Genomic DNA, 18,578 nt, shown 5'->3' with positions numbered 1-18,578 from the left:
TATATGTGCGGAATTGTCGGATACATCGGGAAGCGTGACGTAGCTCCCCTCCTCCTGGAGGGCCTCCAGCGGCTGGAGTACCGCGGCTACGACTCCGCGGGCATCGTCGTCACCTCCCCGAAGACGCCCGGTCTGAAGATGGTCAAGGCCAAGGGCCGGGTGCGCGACCTGGAGGCCAAGGTCCCGGCGCGCTTCAAGGGCACCACCGGCATCGCCCACACCCGCTGGGCCACCCACGGCGCCCCCTCCGACGTGAACGCCCACCCGCACATGTCGGCCGACCAGAAGGTGGCCGTCGTCCACAACGGCATCATCGACAACGCCGCCGACCTGCGCCGCAAGCTGGAGGCGGACGGCGTCGAGTTCCTCTCCGAGACCGACACCGAGGTCCTCGTCCACCTGATCGCCCGCTCCACGGCCGAGAAGCTGGAGGACAAGGTCCGCGAGACCCTCCGGGTGGTCGAGGGCACCTACGGCATCGCGGTCATGCACGCCGACTTCTCCGACCGCATCGTGGTGGCCCGCAACGGCTCCCCCGTCGTCCTCGGCATCGGCGAGAAGGAGATGTTCGTCGCCTCGGACATCGCCGCCCTGGTCGCCCACACCCGCCAGATAGTGACGCTGGACGACGGCGAGATGGCCACCCTCAAGGCCGACGACTTCCGGACGTACACCACCGAGGGCACCCGCACCTCGGCCGAGCCGACCACCGTGGAGTGGGAGGCGGCGTCGTACGACATGGGCGGCCACGACACCTACATGCACAAGGAGATCCACGAGCAGGCCGACGCCGTGGACCGTGTGCTGCGCGGCCGCATCGACGACCGGTTCTCCACCGTGCACCTCGGCGGCCTCAACCTGGACGCCCGCGAGGCCCGGCAGATCCGCCGCGTGAAGATCCTCGGCTGCGGCACCTCGTACCACGCGGGCATGATCGGCGCCCAGATGATCGAGGAGCTGGCCCGCATCCCCGCCGACGCCGAGCCGGCCTCCGAGTTCCGCTACCGCAACCCGGTGGTCGACCCCGACACCCTGTACATCGCGGTCTCCCAGTCCGGTGAGACGTACGACGTCCTGGCCGCCGTCCAGGAGCTGAAGCGCAAGGGCGCCCGGGTTCTCGGCGTGGTCAACGTGGTGGGCTCGGCGATCGCCCGCGAGGCCGACGGCGGCATCTACGTGCACGCCGGCCCCGAGGTCTGCGTCGTCTCGACCAAGTGCTTCACCAACACCACGGTCGCCTTCGCCCTGCTCGCCCTGCACCTCGGCCGCACCCGCGACCTCTCCGTGCGCGACGGCAAGCGGATCATCGAGGGCCTGCGCAGGCTGCCCGAGCAGATCACCGAGATCCTCAAGCAGGAGGAGGAGATCAAGCAGCTGGCGGAGACCTACGCCGAGGCCCGCTCGATGCTCTTCATCGGCCGCGTCCGGGGCTACCCGGTGGCCCGCGAGGCCTCCCTGAAGCTCAAGGAGGTCTCCTACATCCACGCCGAGGCCTACCCCGCCTCCGAGCTGAAGCACGGCCCGCTGGCCCTCATCGAGCCGGCCCTCCCCACGGTCGCGATCGTCCCCGACGACGACCTGCTGGAGAAGAACCGCGCGGCCCTGGAGGAGATCAAGGCCCGCTCGGGCAAGATCCTCGCCGTCGCCCACCAGCACCAGGAGAAGGCCGACCAGACGGTCATCGTCCCGAAGAACGAGGACGAACTGGACTCCATCCTGATGGGCATCCCCCTCCAGCTCCTGGCGTACCACACGGCGAAGGCTCTCGGCCGGGACATCGACAAGCCGAGGAACCTCGCGAAGTCGGTGACCGTCGAGTAGGAAACAGAACGGACCCCCACGTGTGCCAGCCATCACGTGGGGGTCCTTTCCGTGCTGCTCGATTTCAGCCGGCGGCCGTCACCCCCCGGCCCGCAGCACGCCCCGGAAGGGCCGTCGGCCAGTGCGCGAGCGCGGCCGTCGCCGCGTACCAGGCCACCGCACCGGACGCGACAGCCACCCAACCGCCGACCTCGGCCACGGAGGAACTGTCGGCGAAGGCCGCGACGGCCAGCACCAGCATCGCCAGGAACAGCAGCCCGTGCGTGAGCTGCCCCAGGGTGTCCCCGCCGGCGAGGGTCAGGGTGAGCGCCACGAGGGCGAAGAGGAGCAGGAAGAGCCCGGCCGCGTTGGCGGACGACTGACCGGCGACCGCCCAGGTGAACCACAGCGCGCCGAGGGCCGCGAAGCCCGTGCCGGAGGCGCTGCCACCGCCCCGCAAGGCCAGCAGACCGATGAGGAAAAGGGCAACTCCGCCCACGTAGTGGGCCACTGACACGGCGTCGGACGTGGCCACTCCGTCGATGACCCCGGTCGTACCGAGGCCGAACGCCAACAGGGTGATGCCCAGGGCGAGTCGGCCGACGACGGTGGTGTTTCCGATTCCCGCGGAGACGTCGTTGTCCACGGCGGGCTCCCTTCGTGCAGGTGCAGGTGCGCGGTGACCGCTATATGCCCTTCACAAAGGCACAAACCACCTCTACGCGCGAGTAGTTCTGTGCTGCACCAAGGGAGTCGAAAGGCTCAGGGGATGACGATCACGGGCCGCTGCGCCCGCTTGGCGAGCCGTCCCGCGACGGAGCCGAAGATCCGGCCGACGATGCCGTGCGTGGAGCCGACGACGATCGCGTCCGCCTCGTACTCCCGCCCGACCTCCTCCAGCTCGTGACAGATGTCACCGCCCCGCTCGACCAGGATCCACGGCACCTCGGCCAGATAGTCCGCACAGGCCAGCTCCAGCCCGAGGACCTCCGTGCGGTGGTCCGGCACGTCGACGAAGACCGGCGGCTCGCAGCCGGCCCACACGGTGGTGGGCAGCCGGTTGGCCACATGGACGATGATCAGGCCGGAGTGGGACCGGTGGGCCATGCCGATCGCGTAGGCGAGGGCGCGCTCACTGGACGTGGAGCCGTCGAAGCCGACGACGACTCCGTGCCGGAAGGCGGGGTCGCAGGAAGGGCGTGACTCTTCCGCCGCCAGGGGATCGGCCGCCGTGGGATCGGCGACCGGCCGCTTGCGGTCCGCGGGTTCGAAGAATTCGTGACCGGCCATGGCTGTCTCGGCGTTGTGATCCTTTTATGGGTGGGACGACAGTGTGCGGCGGAGCTGTGTCCGGGAAACATCTTCCCAAGCCCATACCCCCAAGGGTACGGCGGCACGCCTCCTGAGCCCAGATCCCGCACACGCTCCGTGAGCGGCCCCCCGACGTCCGTAGGGGTTCACCGGAGCATGCACGAGCCGCGCCCGTAACGCAATGGTTGCTGCCCCGTACAGGCGGTTTGCACAGCATTCACAGATGCGCCTGCGGTGACCGAGCGGTCGGACGGGCGTTGAATCGGGGTGAGCCACCGCCACAGGGAGTACGAGATGCCCGCACCCCGCCCCAGCAGCGACCCGCGCCCCGCGCCGGACACCGCGAGCGATGTGATCCGCTGGGCGGCCTTCAGCTGCGTACTCGTCCCCGTGGTGCTCGTCTGGTACGGCACCTCGCTGGCCGGCGCCACGGGCACCGCGCTGGGCCTCGCCGCCGTCACGGCCGTCTGCCGGGTGCTGCTGCGCCGCTCCGAGCAGTGCGCCCGGCGTTGCGAGGCGCAAAGAGGCGGACGTCACACCCGGGAGCAGACACCGGTCGACTGACCTGTTTCCGCGCCTTCGAACGCTGCTTTTCAGCCAACTTCTCGATATCGGCCAGGAGGGGTCCCAACCACCCTCCAACCCCCGTTCCACCTGCACGGAAAGGGTCTACGGGCCGCTGCGCACCCTACGCGGTTTGGCCACTGCGACAAGGCGCACTTCCCTGCGCGCCTCGCGAGTGCAACGCTTCGTGATCGAATGCTTCACGCCAAGTTGTCATGTCGACAATGTGCCGCGTGGGGAACTGGTCACCGCGCGATCGCGGGAGCCAGTAAATTCGATCTTGACTGTCTTACGGCGGGGGACTCGTGCAGGACCGAGGGGAAACGTGCAGGAGCGACACAACCGAGGAGCCGCGACCACCGAGGGGGGCTTAGCAGTATGAGCCACGACTCCACTGCCTCGCCGGACGCCGCAGCCCGGAAACTGTCCGGGCGACGCCGCAAGGAGATCGTCGCGGTGCTGCTGTTCAGCGGCGGCCCCATTTTCGAGAGTTCCATTCCACTGTCGGTGTTCGGGATCGACCGCCAGGACGCCGGCGTGCCGCGCTACCGCCTGTTGGTGTGTGCCGGCGAGGAAGGCCCGCTGCGGACCACAGGGGGCCTGGAACTGACCGCACCGCATGGGCTGGAGGCGATCTCACGCGCCGGGACGGTCGTCGTACCGGCCTGGCGTTCGATCACCTCACCGCCACCGGAGGAGGCGCTCGACGCGCTGCGTCGGGCACACGAGGAAGGCGCCCGCATCGTCGGGCTGTGCACGGGCGCGTTCGTGCTCGCGGCGGCCGGACTGCTGGACGGCCGCCCGGCGACCACCCACTGGATGTACGCACCGACGCTGGCCAAGCGCTACCCGTCGGTCCACGTGGATCCACGGGAACTGTTCGTCGACGACGGCGACGTCCTGACGTCGGCGGGTACGGCGGCCGGAATCGATCTCTGTCTCCACATCGTGCGGACGGACCACGGCAACGAGGCGGCCGGCGCGCTGGCCCGCCGCCTGGTGGTCCCGCCGCGCCGGTCCGGAGGACAGGAGCGCTACCTCGACAGGTCTTTACCAGAGGAGATCGGCGCCGACCCGCTCGCCGAGGTCGTCGCCTGGGCGCTGGAACACCTCCACGAGCAGTTCGACGTGGAGACACTGGCGGCACGCGCCTACATGAGCCGCCGTACGTTCGACCGCCGGTTCCGCTCGCTCACCGGGAGCGCTCCGCTGCAGTGGCTGATCACGCAGCGGGTGCTGCAGGCGCAGCGGCTGCTGGAGACGTCGGACTACTCCGTGGACGAGGTGGCGGGCCGGTGCGGCTTCCGCTCGCCGGTGGCCCTGCGCGGCCACTTCCGCCGCCAGCTCGGCTCGTCCCCCGCCGCCTACCGGGCCGCCTACCGGGCCCGCCGGCCGCAGGGCGACAGGCCGGGTGAGACGGAACCGACGGCGCCACAGCCCGGCCAGCAGGGCGCGCCCGCGGGCCTGTCCGGGCCCGGACCGGTGGGCGGCCCGCCGCCCGCCCTGCTGCACGAGCACCGGGACGGCGGAGTGCCGATGCAGACCCGCCGGGCCGCGGCCGGAGCGGTGGGACTGCTGCCGGGGCCGCGCAGCGGTAGCTGAGCGCAGAGCAAGAGGGGGCGAGCGGATGCTCGCCCCCTCTTCTCCGTACCGGTGGCTTCTCCGGACCGGTGGCTTCTCCGTACCGGTGGCTTCTCCGGACCCGCGGCCCCCGTCACAGGGGGCACCCAAAAGCTCAGGTCCGCTTTAGGGTGGTCGCATGAACGATCGCATGGTGTGGATCGACTGCGAGATGACCGGCCTCTCGCTGTCCGACGACGCTCTCATCGAGGTGGCCGCCCTCGTCACCGACTCCGAGCTGAACGTGCTGGGCGAGGGGGTCGACATCGTCATCCGGCCGCCGGCCCGTGCGCTGGAGACGATGCCGGAGGTGGTCCGTCAGATGCACACCGCGTCCGGGCTGCTCGCCGAGCTGGAGAACGGTACGACCCTGCAGGACGCCGAGGAGCAGGTCCTCTCCTATGTCCGGGAGTACGTGAAGGAGCCCGGCAAGGCGCCCCTGTGCGGCAACTCCGTCGGCACCGACCGCGGTTTCCTCCTGCGGGACATGCCGACGCTGGAGGACTACCTCCACTACCGCATCGTCGACGTGTCCTCGGTCAAGGAGCTGGCCCGCCGCTGGTACCCGCGGGCGTACTTCAACAGCCCGGAGAAGAACGGCAACCACCGGGCCCTCGCCGACATCCGCGAGTCGATCGCCGAACTGCGCTACTACCGCGAGGCCATCTTCGTGCCGCAGCCCGGCCCGGACTCCGACACCGCGAAGACGATCGCCGCCAAGCACGTCCTGCCCGCGCAGTAGCCGTCACCGGGGCCGCGCGAAAACCTGTGCGCGAGCACCCCTTCGGACCCTGTAGACTTCTTCTCGGCCGGTCGGGGAAAACACTCCTCGAACAGCCGGTCGTGGTGGGTGTAGCTCAGCTGGTAGAGCACCTGGTTGTGGTCCAGGATGTCGCGGGTTCGAGTCCCGTCACTCACCCTGAGTAATCAGCCGGTGACTCCGTCGCAAGACGGGTCACCGGCTGATCGCGTTTCACCGCGGGGTCCGATGCCGACGCCCGCGCGCTCGAGGTCGACCTCCCCGCGCTCATGACGACGCGCGGACCACCAGTTCCGTGGGGAGCACCGCCCGGCGGCGGTCCAGGCCTCGGGACGCGGGCGGGCGGCGGTCGGCGATCTCGGCCTGGAGGAGGTCGATCATCGCGCGGCCCATCTCCTCTATGGGCTGGCGGACGCTGGTGAGGGGCGGGTCCATGTGGCGGGCGATGGCGGAGTCGTCGTACCCGACCAGGGCGACGTCGTCGGGGATGCGGCGGCCCGCCTCGCGCAGCACCTGCCGGGCGCCGGCCGCCATCACGTCCGAGCCGGCGAAGACCGCGTCCAGGTCGGGGTGGCGGGTGAGCAGGAGCTGCATCGCGCGGCGGCCGCCCTCCTCGGTGAAGTCGCCGGGCTCGATGAGGAGGTCGTCCGCCGGGTGGCCCGCGTCGCGCAGGGCGTCGCGGTAGCCGTCGGCGCGGCGCTGGGCGCCGTAGACGTCCAGGCGGCCGGTGATGTGCGCGATCCGCCGGCGGCCCCGGCCCAGCAGGTGCTCCACGGCCGAGCGGGCGCCGCCGTAGTTGTCCGAGTCCACCGAGGTGAGCGACTCGGCCGCCGAGCGCGGGCCGCTGATCACGGCCGGGATCTCCAGCTGGGACAGGAGGTCGGGGAGGGGGTCGTCGGCGTGGACCGAGACCAGGAGGACGCCGTCGACGCGGTGGGCCGCCAGGTACTGGGCGAGGCGCTGCCGCTCGCGGTCGCTGCCGGCGAAGATCAGCAACAACTGCATCTCGGTGTCCGCGAGTTCCGCGCCGACACCGCGCAGCATGTCCGAGAAGTACGGTTCCGCGAAGAAGCGGGTCTCCGGCTCGGGGACGACCAGGGCGATGGCGTCGGTGCGGTTGGCCGCGAGGGCGCGGGCGGCGGTGTTGGGGACGTACCCCAGCTCGGCTACGGCCGCCTCGACCGCGGCGCGGGTGGCGTCACTGACCCGGGGCGAGCCGTTGATCACGCGGGAGACCGTGCCCCGCCCGACCCCGGCCCGGGCGGCGACCTCTTCGAGCGTGGGCCGCCCTCCGCTCCGGCCCCGCCCTCCGTGGCTTGCCATGGGCTCCGCCTTTCTCGCCGCGTCCTTCTTATGGCTGGAATCTAACAGTCCTGGCCAGAGTGACGGGCGGGGCGAGGGGCCCGCGAGGGCAGTTAACAGGCAGATAACTGAACGCGGTTCGCCCCGTCCGCTCCCTTGACACCCCGCCGGGAACCGACGACTCTTCAACACATCACTTGTGGGAGCGCTCCCACAGTACCTGACACCTACACATCCCGCACGTTCCCCGCCCGAGCCGCAGCGAGTACGAACGGGCCCGATTCCATGCAGTTGGCCGGGGGGTCGGCACGTCAGGCAACAGGAGGACGCAATGCGCACGAGCATCCGCCGGTCCCAGCGGCTGATGGCCCTCGCGGCCGTGGCCGCGCTGACCACGGGGCTGCTGGCCGGCTGCGCCGACGACTCGGACGACGGCACGTCCGACAACTCGGGCGGCGGCGGTGGCGGCAAGGGCAAGATCACGCTGACCATCGGGACCTTCGGCGTCTTCGGTTACAAGCAGGCCGGCCTCTACGACGAGTACATGAGGCTGCACAAGGACATCAACATCAAGGAGAACGTCACCACCAGAACAGACGTGTACTGGCCGAAGGTGCTCACCCGCCTGCAGGCCGGCTCCGGCACCGACGACGTCCAGGCCATCGAGGTCATGAACATCACCGAGGCGGTGCAGACGCAGGCCGCCAAGTTCGTGGACCTCGGCAAGGAGGCCGACAAATCCCAGTGGCTGGACTGGAAGAACGCCCAGGCCACCACCAAGGACGGCAAGCTGATCGGACTCGGCACCGACATCGGCCCGATGGCGATCTGCTACCGCAAGGACCTGTTCGAGAAGGCGGGCCTGGAGACCGACCGCACCAAGCTCGCCGAGCAGTGGAAGGGCGACTGGGGCAAGTACGTCGACCTCGGCAAGCAGTACATGAAGAAGGCGCCCGGCGGCACCAAGTTCGTGGACTCGGCCTCCTCGGTCTACAACGCGGCCCTCGGCGGCGGGGACCAGCGGTACTACAAGGAGGACGGCACCGTCGTCTGGGACACCTCGCCGAGCGTCAAGAAGGCCTGGGACACCGCCATGGAGGTGGCCACCAGCGACATGTCGGCGAAGCTGAAGCAGTTCGACAAGCCGTGGGACCAGGGCTTCGCCAACGGCACCTTCGCCACCGTGGCCTGCCCGGCCTGGATGCTCGGCCAGATCCAGGAGAAGGCCGGTGACTCCGGCAAGGGCAAGTGGGATGTGGCGGCGGCGCCGACCGCGTCCAACTGGGGCGGCTCCTTCCTCGGTGTGCCGACGGCGAGCAAGCACCAGAAGGAGGCCATCGAGTTCGCGAAGTGGCTGACCGCGCCGGAGCAGCAGGCGAAGGTCTTCGCCAAGCAGGCCAGCTTCCCGTCCACGCCGTCGGCGTACGCGGACCTGAAGCCGGCCGCCGACACCACGGCGTACTTCTCGAACGCGCCGCTGACACAGATCTTCTCGGACTCGGCGAAGACGATCCCGACGCAGTACTTCGGCATCAAGGACCAGGCGATCAACACCGCGCTCACCGACGTCGGCATCCTCCAGGTCGAGCAGAAGGGCAAGTCGCCCGGGCAGGGCTGGGACGCCGCGAAGAACGAGATCAAGGACGTGCTCGGCCAGTGAGCAGCTCCAAGCAGGCTCTCGCGCGTACCGCGTCGAGCGCCGAGGCCGCGCCCGGCTCCACGCCGGGCGCGGCCCGGGGCGCTCGCGGTCGCGGTGGGCCGGCGGGCGCCGAATCCTGGCGCAGCCGGCTGTACCGCTGGGACATGAAGGCGTCGCCGTACGCCTTCGTCGCCCCCTTCTTCCTCCTCTTCGGGGCCTTCTCCCTGGTCCCGCTGCTCTACACGGCCTGGTACTCGCTGCACGACGTGCAGCTGTCGGCCCTCGACCACCAGACCTGGGCGGGTCTGGACAACTACCAGAAGCTGTTGTCCTCGGACTTCTTCTGGAACGCCCTGAAGAACACCCTCACGATCGGCATCATCTCGACCGTGCCGCAGCTGCTGGCCGCGCTGGGGCTCGCGCACCTGCTGAACTACAAGCTGCGCGGCTCGACCGCGTGGCGCGTGGTGATGCTGACCCCGTACGCCACCTCGGTGGCGGCCGCGACCCTGGTGTTCACGCTGCTGTACTCGTGGGACGGCGGCATGGTCAACTGGATCCTCGATTTCTTCGGAGTCGGTCCGGTCAACTGGCGGGAGTCCGACTGGGGTTCGCAGTTCGCGGTGTCGTCCATCGTGATCTGGCGGTGGACCGGGTACAACGCGCTGATCTACCTGGCGGCGATGCAGGCGATCCCGGCCGATCTGTACGAGTCGGCGGCGATCGACGGCGCCAACCGCTGGCAGCAGTTCCGGCACGTGACCATCCCTCAGCTGCGGCCGACGATCCTGTTCACCGTGGTCGTCTCCACCATCGGAGCGACCCAGCTCTTCGGTGAGCCGCTGCTGTTCGGCGGGGTCAGCGGGTCCAAGGGCGGTTCGGAGCACCAGTACCAGACGCTCGGCCTGTACATGTACGACCAGGGCTGGATCATCGGCAACCTCGGCAAGGCCTCCGCGATCGCCTGGTCGATGTTCCTCATCCTGCTGATCATCGCCGCGGTCAATCTGCTGCTCACCCGACGGCTGAGGAAGTCCCAATGACCACCACTGAACTCACGCTGCCCCGGAAGACCGGCGGGCGCCGGCGCCGGAGGGGTGCGGGCAAGCAGCTGCACGCGGGCCCGGTGACCTATGTCGTGCTGACCGTGTTCGCGCTGGTCTCGCTGGCTCCGCTGGTGTGGACGGCGATCGCGGCCTCCCGTACCAATCACCGGCTGGCCGAGACCCCGCCGCCGCTGTGGTTCGGCGGCAACCTGTTCAAGAACCTCGAGACGGCCTGGGACGAGGCCGGGCTCGGCACCGCGATGGTCAACTCGGTGATCGTGGCGGGCACGATCACGGTGAGCACGGTGGTGTTCTCCACGCTGGCCGGCTTCGCCTTCGCCAAGTTGCGGTTCCGGTTCTCGGGCCTGTTGTTGCTGCTCACCATCGGCACGATGATGATCCCGCCGCAGCTCGCCGTCGTACCGCTGTATCTGTGGATGTCGGACCTGGGCTGGTCGAACCAGCTGCAGACGGTGATCCTGCCGAGCCTGGTGACCGCGTTCGGTACGTTCTTCATGCGGCAGTACCTGGTACAGGCGCTGCCGACCGAGCTGATCGAGGCAGCCCGGGTGGACGGGGCGAGCAGTCTGCGGATCGTCTGGCACGTGGTCTTCCCGGCGGCGCGCCCCGCGATGGCGGTGCTGGGCCTGCTGACGTTCGTGTTCGCCTGGAACGACTTCCTGTGGCCGATCATCGCCCTGAACCAGCAGAACCCGACCGTGCAGGTGGCCCTGAACTCGCTCGGCACCGGCTACGTCCCCGACCAGGCTGTGATCATGGCGGGGGCGCTGCTCGGCACGCTGCCGCTGCTGGTCGCCTTCCTGCTGTTCGGCAAGCAGATCGTGGGCGGGATCATGCAGGGCGCGATCAAGGGCTGATCCGCCCGTCCGCTCCACGGGGCCGGGTCACCGCCGTCCCGGCCCCTTCTCCGCACGCATCCACCGGCTCTTCAGACCCTTCATGGGAGCGCTTCCATGCCTGACTCCGTTTCGTCCGTGACCTTTCCTCCCGCCTTCCTCTGGGGCGCCGCGACCTCGGCGTACCAGATCGAGGGGGCGGTGCGGGAGGACGGGCGCACCCCTTCCATCTGGGACACCTTCAGCCATACGCCGGGCAGGACGGCCGGCGGCGAGACCGGGGACGTCGCGGTCGACCACTACCACCGCTACCGCGACGACGTGGCGCTGATGGCGGAGCTGGGCCTCGGCGCGTACCGCTTCTCGGTCTCCTGGTCCCGGGTGCAGCCGACGGGCCGGGGTCCGGTGGTCCAGCGGGGCCTGGACTTCTACCGCCGCCTGGTGGACGAGCTGCTGGCGCGGGGCATCAAGCCGGCGCTCACCCTCTACCACTGGGATCTGCCGCAGGAGCTGGAGGACGCGGGCGGCTGGCCGCTGCGGGACACCGCGTTCCGGTTCGCCGAGTACGCGCAGCTCGTCGGCGAGGCGCTGGGCGACCGGGTGGAGCACTGGATCACCCTCAACGAGCCGTGGTGCAGCGCCTTCCTGGGCTACGGCTCCGGGGTGCACGCGCCCGGCCGTACCGACCCGGCGGCCTCGCTGCGCGCGGCGCACCATCTCAACCTCGGGCACGGGCTGGCCGTTTCGGCCCTGCGGGCGGCGATGCCGTCCCGCAACCAGATCGCGATCAGCCTCAACTCCTCCGTGGTACGGCCGCTGTCCCAGGACCCGGCCGACCTGGCCGCGGCCCGCCGGATCGACGACCTGGCCAACGGCGTCTTCCACGGCCCGATGCTGCACGGCGCGTATCCCGAGACGCTGTTCTCCGCGACGGCCCCGGTGACCGACTGGTCGTACGTCCTCGACGGCGACGTCCGCACCATCAACGCCCCGCTGGACGCGCTCGGCCTGAACTACTACACGCCGACCCTGGTCTCGGCCGCGTCCGGCGAGGTCAAGGGCCCCCGGGCGGACGGCCACGGCAGCAGCGACCACTCGCCCTGGCCCGCCTGCGACGACATCGTCTTCCACCAGACGCCCGGCGAGCGCACGGAGATGGGCTGGACGATCGACCCGACGGGCCTGTACGACCTGCTCATGCGCTACACGCGCGAGGCACCGGGCCTGCCGCTGTACATCACCGAGAACGGCGCGGCCTACGACGACAAGCCCGACCCCGACGGCCGGGTGCACGACCCCGAGCGCATCGCCTACCTGCACGGCCATCTGTCGGAGGTGCGCCACGCCATCGCCGACGGCGCCGATGTGCGCGGGTACTTCCTGTGGTCCCTGATGGACAACTTCGAGTGGGCGTACGGCTACGACAAGCGGTTCGGCGCGGTGTACGTGGACTACGCGACGCTGGAGCGGACGCCCAAGTCGAGCGCGCGGTGGTACGCGGAGGCGGCCCGGACGGGGGTGCTGCCGCCGGTGGACTCCGCCGCGTGACCGGTGGCGCGGCCCGTCGTGGGGGCGGGCCGCGCCGCGGGTCAGCAGGGGGCGAGGGTGGTCGGCTCGCCGGTGAGGGCGGTGGCCGTGACGAAGCCGGTCCCGCCGTCGGCGAGCCGCAGCCGCACCCAGACACCGCTGGTACGGCCGTGGGCGGTGACCTCGTCGCCCTGCTGGACGCAGACCGCCGGGTAGTCGGCGCCGGCCACGACGCCGCCGACCCGCTCGCCGGTGGTGCTCGGCGCCGAGCGGACGGGGGCGCCGGCGTCGGCGTGGACGGTGGTGGCGTCGGTGTCGGTGGGGACGGCGTCCGGGGTGTCCGTGGGGGTGGCCTCCGGGGAGGCGGTGTCGGTCGGGGAGGGCGTGCCGTCGGTGGCCGAGGGGCTCGGTGGGGCGTCGGGCCCGGAGACGTAGACCGTGGCGGCCTGCTCGGTGCTCGCGGTGACCTTGTCGCCCGGTCCCGGGTCCCCGTCGGCGGCCGGGGGCAGTTGGACGGATCCCTCGGGCGCGGTGGGGATCACCACGCGGGTCACCGTGCCGTCGTCCTGGCCGGCCGGTTCGGTGGCGTACTGGACCGTGAGGCAGGCGGCGGACAGCTCGGCCACCGTGTCCGCGACGGAGTCGCCGGCGGAGACCTCGGGCAGGGTGACCCCGACGCTCCCCCCGCTCGGGCAGGAGGAGGCGGAGGCGGTGGCGGTGGGCACCGGGGTGTTCTGCCGGGTGTCGGAGATCTTCAGGGTTCCGCCGGTCCTGCGCCGCGTGAAGTCGGCCCGGAGAATGCCTTTCGCCGGGGCCAGCGGGACTCCGTCGAGAGCCGGTTCCACCTTGCGGTCGGTATGGACCAGGTAGCCGGATTCGACCAGTCCGAGATTTCTGTCGACGTACCGGATGACGGCGGTGAGATATCCCTTGGGATTGATGGCGAACTGGTGTTCCACACCGGTGTTCACACTGAAAGTGCCGATCGGTGTCACGAAGTTCTTGCCCACGGAAACGCTGATCTTTCCGGAGGCGTCGAGTGTGAAGGTCACCGGTACGAATTCCGGTGTGAAGGACACGGACGGATCCTGCTTCTCGCAGCCGGCCGCGCCCACCAGGGCGAACAGTGACACTCCCGCCAGCAGCAGGGCGGTCCCGCGCATACGTATCGAGCCCATGGCTCTCCCCCGATTCTCCGCCGGCGCACGACGGCTGGGGCAGCGTAGCGACGCGATTCGCGGCCCCGCCAGTGGAATTGACCGGCTGGTGCCAGAGGGGCTGATGAGGCGAGGCCCGGCGCATTCGATGCGCCGGGCCCGTTATGGGTTCCTCGGTACTTCGCGCGACTACTTGTACGCTCCGAACGCCTTCGAGAAGGCGGACTTCTCCTGCGTGATCGAGCTGCACGTGGCGTCGGCGGCGGGCTTGCTGCCGCCCGCGCACTCCTTGTCACGGGTCGCGGACCACATGGAGAGCCAGCCGAGGCCCTTGGACTTGGCGAAGTTCACCAGCTGGGTCGCGTCCTCCACCTTGAAGACCTCGGAGGAGACGTCGTTGACACCGATCATCGGGGTGACGGCGACGGCCTTCCAGGCGGCGGAGTCCGACAGCCCCAGCACACTCTTGACCTGGGCCTGGGTGGCGGTCGCGGCCTGCTCGGCGTAGGTGCCCATGTCGCCGCTGTACGAGGCGCCGTAGTCCATCGCCATGATGTTGACGGTGGTGATCTTCACGCCGTTGGCCTTGGCGTCGGCGAGGAGGTTCACGCCGTCCTGGGTGAGGCCCTCGGGCATCACCGGCAGGGTGAAGGAGACGTCCAGGCCCGGGTGCCGCGCCTGGAGCTTGGCGATGGCCTGGGCGCGGCGGGTGTTGGCCGCGGTGTCGGGCAGGGCGCCGCCCTCGACGTCGAAGTCGACCTTGGTCAGCTTGAAGGCGTCGACCGCCTTGCCGTACGCCGCCGCCAGCGCGTCCGCGGAGGAGCAGGTGGTGGCCAGCTCGGAGCCGGAGGCGCCGCCGAAGCTGACGCGGACGTCACCGCCCTTGGCGCGCAGCGCGCCGATCTGGGCGGCCACGGCGTCGCCGGTGAGGTCCGTGACGCCGCCCCACTTGGGGGTGCAGCCGCCGCCGTCGGTGAGGAAGGCGAGGTTGTAGTTCTTCACGCCGGTCGCGTCGGCGGCGCCGAGCAGGTCGAAGGCCGGGTAGAGGCTGGTGTCGACGTAGGGGGCGAAGCCTGCGGAGGAGGTGGTGCCGGTTCCGGTGCCGGTGCTGCCGGTGGGGGTGGGGGTCGCGGTCCGCGTCGGGGTCGCGGTCTGCGTGGGGGTGGTCGTCCTGGTGGGGGTGGGGGCCGGCGACCGGGTGGGCTCCGTCGGCCGGCCGCTCGGCTCGGGGGTCGCGCCGCCGTCCGCGGTACACGCCGCGTTGTCGATACGACAGCCCGTCGGGTCGCCGCCGCCGTTGACCACGAAGCCGACGGTCACCGACTTGCCGGGGGCCAGGCCGTCGGTGTCCCACTTGGCGGGCTTCACGGTGACGTGCCGGCCGCTGACGCTCGACTCGCCGTTCCAGAGGGAGGAGAGCGTGGCGCCCGCCGGGAGGTCGAACTCCAGCGTCCAGGTCTTCTCGGCCTGGCCGGTGTTGTTGGTGACGACGTACTGGGCGGTGTACCCCGTGGACCAGTCGCTGGTCTTGGTGTACGCGGCGTTCACCCCGGCCGCGTTCGCGGTGCCGGTGAGCAGGACGGCGCCGCCGCCGATCACGGCCGCGGCCACCAGGCCGCCTATCGCCTTGTTCCTGCCACTGATCCTGCGCCGGTGCGTGCTCATGCGCGTGCCTGCCTTCGCTGTTCACGGGGTGGGGTGGCAGCACGCTAGCGATCAGGAAAGGGACGAACCGCGCGTTCCAGGCGCCGGCCGCAGACCTTAGGGTTCGCTTAAGGAAGCGATCGGGGACGGTTAAAGGTCGAGACCAATTTGCCCGTTCGGCGCCTCCGTACGGCTCCCCGCTGTCTGCGGCCCACGGTCTTGCGGCCGTCCAGCTGGAACCAGATCCGCACCTCCGTGCCGCCCAGCACCGAGCCGCCGATGCGGACGTCTCCGCCGGTGGACTCGGCGAGCCGGCGGACGATGTCCAGGCCGAGGCCGGTGGAGCCGGCGTGTCCGGAGCCCCGGCCGCGGGCCATCGCCGCATCGGGGTCGGGTATGCCGGCGCCCGCGTCGGAGACCAGCACGATCACCGCGTCCTCGCCGTTGTGCACGTCGACCGCGAAGGCGGTGCCCTCGGCGGTGTGCCGGAAGACATTGCCGAGCAGGGCGTCGAGGGCGGCGGCGAGGTCGGCGCGGGCCACGGGTATGCGCACCGGCCGGTCCACGCCGGCCACCCGCCACTTGCGGCCCTCGTCCTCGGCGAGCGCGGACCAGAACTCCATGCGCTCGCGGACCACTTCGGCCGCGTCGCAGCCGGCGCCGGGTCCGGCGGCGGTCGTCTGCGGCTTGGCCTCGCGGGCCGTCCGGATGATGGTGTCGACCTCGTGCTCCAGCTGGGCCACGGCCGCCCGGGTCTGTTCGGCGGCCGGTCCGGCGCCGAGGGAGGCCGCGTTCAGCCGGAGCACGGTGAGCGGGGTGCGCAGCCGGTGCGAGAGGTCGGCGGCCAGTTCCCGCTCGTTGGCGAGGAGTTGGACGACCTGGTCGGCCATGGAGTTGAAGGCGACGGCGGCCAGGCGGAGTTCGGTCGGGCCCTCCTCCGGGACACGGGCGCCCAGCTTGCCCTCGCCCAGTTCGTGCGCGCCCTCGACCAGCCGCCGGGCGGGCCGCACCATGCGCACCCCGAGCCGGTCGGCCACGGCCACCGAGCCGACGATCAGCGCGAGGCCGACGGCCGCGAGCACCGCCCAGGCCGTGCCGACGCCGTTGGTCACCTCGGACTCGGGGACGTACACCTCGACCACCGCGATCGCCCCGGAGCCGAGCGCGACCGGCTGGAGCAGCGTGGAGCCGCCGGGCACGGCGGTGGTGGAGGCGCGGCCGAGTCTGCGCACGGCCTGGATGTCGCGGCCGGGGGCGCGCTGCCGGCCGAGGTCGAGCGCGGCCCGGCCGCCCTCGGCGGGCAGGTGGACCGCCATGCCGGAGTCGGCGCCGGCCGAGGCCACCACCCGCTCCAGCTGGTCCCGGTCGGTGGTGATGGACAGCGCGGGCGCGACCGCGGCGGCCTCCCGCTCGGCGTTCGAGAAGGCGCGGTCGCGAGCCATCTCCTTGACGACCAGGCCGAGCGGCACGGCGAAGGCGACCACGACCATCGTGGTGACCGCCAGGCAGACCTTGACCAGAGCCCATCTCATGGCGCGCCCTCGTCGTCGGACGGGGGTTCGAGCTTCACGCCGACGCCGCGCAGCGTGTGCAGATAGCGCGGCCGGGCGGCCGTCTCCCCCAGCTTGCGGCGCAGCCAGGACAGATGGACGTCGATGGTCTGGTCGTCGCCGTAGGACTGCTGCCAGACCTCGGCGAGCAGTTCCTTGCGCGCGACGACGACCCCGGGGCGGCCGGCCAGGAAGGCGAGCAGGTCGAACTCGCGGCGGGTGAGGTCGAGCCGGACCCCGTCCAGCTCGGCCTGGCGGCGCAGCGGGTCGACGGTGAGCCCGCCGACGCGCAGGACGGGCGAGGGCGGGGGCTCCGCGCCGCCGGAACGGGCCCGGCGCAGCACGGCCGCTATCCGGGCGGAGAGGTGCTCGACGGAGAACGGCTTGGTCAGATAGTCGTCCGCCCCGGCGTTCAGCAACCGGACGATCTCCGTCTCGTCGTCCCGGGCGGTGGCGATGATGACGGGCACGTCGGTGATGCCGCGGAGCATCTTCAGGGCCTCGGAGCCGTCCAGGTCGGGCAGTCCGAGGTCCAGGATGACCACGTCAAAGCGGAAATGGGCGACCTCGCGCAGCGCCTCCAGTGCCGTACCGACGCTGCGCACGGTGTGGGCGGCGTCGGTCAGGTGCCGGATGAGCGCCGAGCGTACGAACTGGTCGTCCTCGACCACGAGCACACTTGCCATGCGCCGCACCGTACGCCATGCGGGCAACACCGGGCGGGGGCCTGTGGACAACTCCGGGCATGTGCGTACGGCCGTGCCCCTGGGGCAGTATGGCCCGCGATGCGCAGAGGACTCGTACACGTACTGGCGTGGCTGCTCGCGACGGGAGCGGCGGTCACGCTGTCGTGGTGGGGTGTGCACACGGTGATGGCGGGGACGGCGTACGAACCGCCGCGCGCCCTGCCGGTCACGGCGGCCGACGCGGGCGCCCGGGACGTGACGTCGGCGTCCCGGGCGCCCGCTCCGTCCCCGACCCCGTCCCGCGAGCGGTCGGCGCCGGCCCCGACGCCGACGCGCACCCCGGCCCGCACGCCGAAGCCCTCCCCCACCGCCACGGCCGCCGGCCGGGTCGAGTCGTACGACACCGACGGCGGCCGGGCGGTGTTCGACCTGGGCACTTCCAGCGCGACCCTGGTCTCGGCGACCCCGGGGACCGGCTGGTCGATGCAGGTGTGGAAGACGGAGAGCTGGATCCGGGTGGAGTTCAGCCGGGGCGCGGACCGGGTGTCGGTGTTCTGCACCTGGCACGACGGTCCGCCGCGGGTGGAGGTCGGAACCTACTGAGTCACTGCGCGCAGACGACGTAGACGGTGCCGCTGGCCGCGGCGCCGTTGGCGCGCTGGCGGATGTCCCCCTTCCAGCCGACCGGCTGGCCGGCGGAGTTCTGGACCGGCTCGGTGCGCGAGACGTACATGCTGTCCGGCACGTCGACGCCGACACCGCCGCCGGTGGCGATGTAGCCGGACGGACAGTAGATCGTGGAGGAGCCGGTGGTGAAGTACTGGGACCTGACGAGGGGGTTGGAGACCGCGGCGTCGGCCGTGGAGGAGGTGAACGCGTTGAACGCGACCAGGGCGAGGAGGACCGCGGCGACCGCGCCCAGGGTGTAGGCCATCCGTCGGACAGCAGCGCTCATGACCGTTTCCTTTCGGTTCCTACCGAAACGATGGGCCACCAGATCAGCAGCAGCCGCAAAGCGACACGCGAAAGCCTCCTGAAATGAAGGGAGTTGCTCTAAGTCAGACCGTTTCTGACCGATCCTGATCCGCCCGGCAACCCTTTCGGCCCGGGCCGCG

The 18,578-nt window shown here is 70.8% G+C and carries 17 protein-coding genes and 1 tRNA gene; 10 read left to right on the top strand and 8 right to left on the bottom strand.

The features are described 5' to 3' along the window. Positions 1–3 precede the first annotated feature (3 nt). Positions 4–1,821, top strand: coding sequence for a glutamine--fructose-6-phosphate transaminase (isomerizing) (glmS, locus tag ACZ4U1_RS06910; RefSeq protein WP_467900524.1), 1,818 nt, complete (start codon positions 4–6; stop codon positions 1,819–1,821). A 64-nt stretch (positions 1,822–1,885) separates the two neighbouring features. Here glmS and ACZ4U1_RS06905 read toward each other — a convergent pair whose 3' ends face one another. Both ACZ4U1_RS06905 and ACZ4U1_RS06900 read right to left on the bottom strand, forming a co-directional pair. Next, on the bottom strand, positions 1,886–2,446 hold the full coding sequence (locus ACZ4U1_RS06905) for a GPR1/FUN34/YaaH family transporter (protein WP_467900522.1): 561 nt from the start codon (positions 2,444–2,446) through the stop codon (positions 1,886–1,888). A 116-nt stretch (positions 2,447–2,562) separates the two neighbouring features. Continuing rightward, positions 2,563–3,090 carry a universal stress protein gene (locus ACZ4U1_RS06900; RefSeq protein ID WP_053710488.1) on the bottom strand — a complete coding sequence of 176 codons (528 nt, stop codon included), beginning with the start codon at positions 3,088–3,090 and terminating at the stop codon, positions 2,563–2,565. 315 nt (positions 3,091–3,405) lie between these two features. Between ACZ4U1_RS06900 and ACZ4U1_RS06895 the strand changes: the two genes are divergently transcribed. The 4 genes from ACZ4U1_RS06895 (at position 3,406) to ACZ4U1_RS06880 (ending at position 6,214) form a co-directional block, all read left to right on the top strand. Further along, positions 3,406–3,675 (top strand): hypothetical protein, encoded by a 270-nt coding sequence (locus ACZ4U1_RS06895; protein WP_467900519.1) that lies wholly within the window; start codon positions 3,406–3,408, stop codon positions 3,673–3,675. Between the two features lie 378 nt (positions 3,676–4,053). Beyond that, positions 4,054–5,277, top strand: a complete 1,224-nt coding sequence (locus ACZ4U1_RS06890; RefSeq protein ID WP_467900517.1) for a helix-turn-helix domain-containing protein — start codon at positions 4,054–4,056, stop codon at positions 5,275–5,277. Between the two features lie 157 nt (positions 5,278–5,434). Beyond that, a complete protein-coding gene (gene orn, locus ACZ4U1_RS06885) occupies positions 5,435–6,037 on the top strand; it encodes an oligoribonuclease (RefSeq protein WP_467900515.1) in 603 nt (200 codons plus the stop codon). A gap of 104 nt (positions 6,038–6,141) precedes the next feature. After that, positions 6,142–6,214 (top strand) — tRNA-His (locus ACZ4U1_RS06880). A 108-nt stretch (positions 6,215–6,322) separates the two neighbouring features. Here the strand turns inward: ACZ4U1_RS06880 and ACZ4U1_RS06875 are convergent. Continuing rightward, a complete protein-coding gene (locus ACZ4U1_RS06875; RefSeq protein WP_467900513.1) occupies positions 6,323–7,378 on the bottom strand; it encodes a LacI family DNA-binding transcriptional regulator in 1,056 nt (351 codons plus the stop codon). Positions 7,379–7,688: 310 nt separating this feature from the next. Here ACZ4U1_RS06875 and ACZ4U1_RS06870 point away from each other — a divergent pair, with 310 nt between their 5' ends. The 4 genes from ACZ4U1_RS06870 (at position 7,689) to ACZ4U1_RS06855 (ending at position 12,447) form a co-directional block, all read left to right on the top strand. Further along, positions 7,689–9,017 (top strand): ABC transporter substrate-binding protein, encoded by a 1,329-nt coding sequence (locus ACZ4U1_RS06870; RefSeq protein ID WP_467900510.1) that lies wholly within the window; start codon positions 7,689–7,691, stop codon positions 9,015–9,017. After that, the gene (locus tag ACZ4U1_RS06865) at positions 9,014–10,039 is read left to right on the top strand and encodes a carbohydrate ABC transporter permease (RefSeq protein ID WP_467900508.1); all 1,026 of its coding nucleotides are present in this window, start codon (positions 9,014–9,016) and stop codon (positions 10,037–10,039) included. The genes ACZ4U1_RS06870 and ACZ4U1_RS06865 overlap by 4 nt, the downstream gene beginning before the upstream one ends. Continuing rightward, positions 10,036–10,920: a carbohydrate ABC transporter permease gene (locus ACZ4U1_RS06860; protein ID WP_467900506.1), complete on the top strand. Its 885-nt coding sequence runs from the start codon at positions 10,036–10,038 to the stop codon at positions 10,918–10,920. Before ACZ4U1_RS06865 ends, ACZ4U1_RS06860 begins: the two co-directional genes overlap by 4 nt. A 96-nt stretch (positions 10,921–11,016) precedes the next feature. After that, positions 11,017–12,447, top strand: a complete 1,431-nt coding sequence (locus tag ACZ4U1_RS06855; protein WP_467900504.1) for a GH1 family beta-glucosidase — start codon at positions 11,017–11,019, stop codon at positions 12,445–12,447. A 41-nt stretch (positions 12,448–12,488) separates the two neighbouring features. On the opposite strand, the gene ACZ4U1_RS06850 is transcribed toward ACZ4U1_RS06855, so the two are convergent. From ACZ4U1_RS06850 to ACZ4U1_RS06835, 4 genes are all read right to left on the bottom strand, one after another. Then, a complete protein-coding gene (locus ACZ4U1_RS06850) occupies positions 12,489–13,604 on the bottom strand; it encodes an SH3 domain-containing protein (RefSeq protein ID WP_467900502.1) in 1,116 nt (371 codons plus the stop codon). Between the two features lie 168 nt (positions 13,605–13,772). Next, positions 13,773–15,248, bottom strand: coding sequence for a glycoside hydrolase family 18 protein (locus ACZ4U1_RS06845; protein ID WP_467900500.1), 1,476 nt, complete (start codon positions 15,246–15,248; stop codon positions 13,773–13,775). Between the two features lie 107 nt (positions 15,249–15,355). Further along, complete coding sequence (locus ACZ4U1_RS06840; protein WP_467900497.1) at positions 15,356–16,759, bottom strand: sensor histidine kinase; 1,404 nt, start codon at positions 16,757–16,759, stop codon at positions 15,356–15,358. After that, positions 16,756–17,463, bottom strand: a complete 708-nt coding sequence (locus tag ACZ4U1_RS06835; protein ID WP_467900495.1) for a response regulator transcription factor — start codon at positions 17,461–17,463, stop codon at positions 16,756–16,758. The genes ACZ4U1_RS06840 and ACZ4U1_RS06835 overlap by 4 nt, the downstream gene beginning before the upstream one ends. A 99-nt stretch (positions 17,464–17,562) precedes the next feature. Between ACZ4U1_RS06835 and ACZ4U1_RS06830 the strand changes: the two genes are divergently transcribed. Continuing rightward, complete coding sequence (locus ACZ4U1_RS06830; protein WP_467900493.1) at positions 17,563–18,066, top strand: hypothetical protein; 504 nt, start codon at positions 17,563–17,565, stop codon at positions 18,064–18,066. A 1-nt stretch (position 18,067) separates the two neighbouring features. Here ACZ4U1_RS06830 and ACZ4U1_RS06825 read toward each other — a convergent pair whose 3' ends face one another. Then, positions 18,068–18,418, bottom strand: a complete 351-nt coding sequence (locus ACZ4U1_RS06825; RefSeq protein ID WP_467900490.1) for a hypothetical protein — start codon at positions 18,416–18,418, stop codon at positions 18,068–18,070. Positions 18,419–18,578: the final 160 nt, after the last annotated feature.

The organism is Streptomyces sp. NPDC028928, from assembly GCF_055564915.1.
Note: the sequence above shows the minus strand (reverse complement) of the source record. Positions and strands in the feature narration are given on the sequence as shown.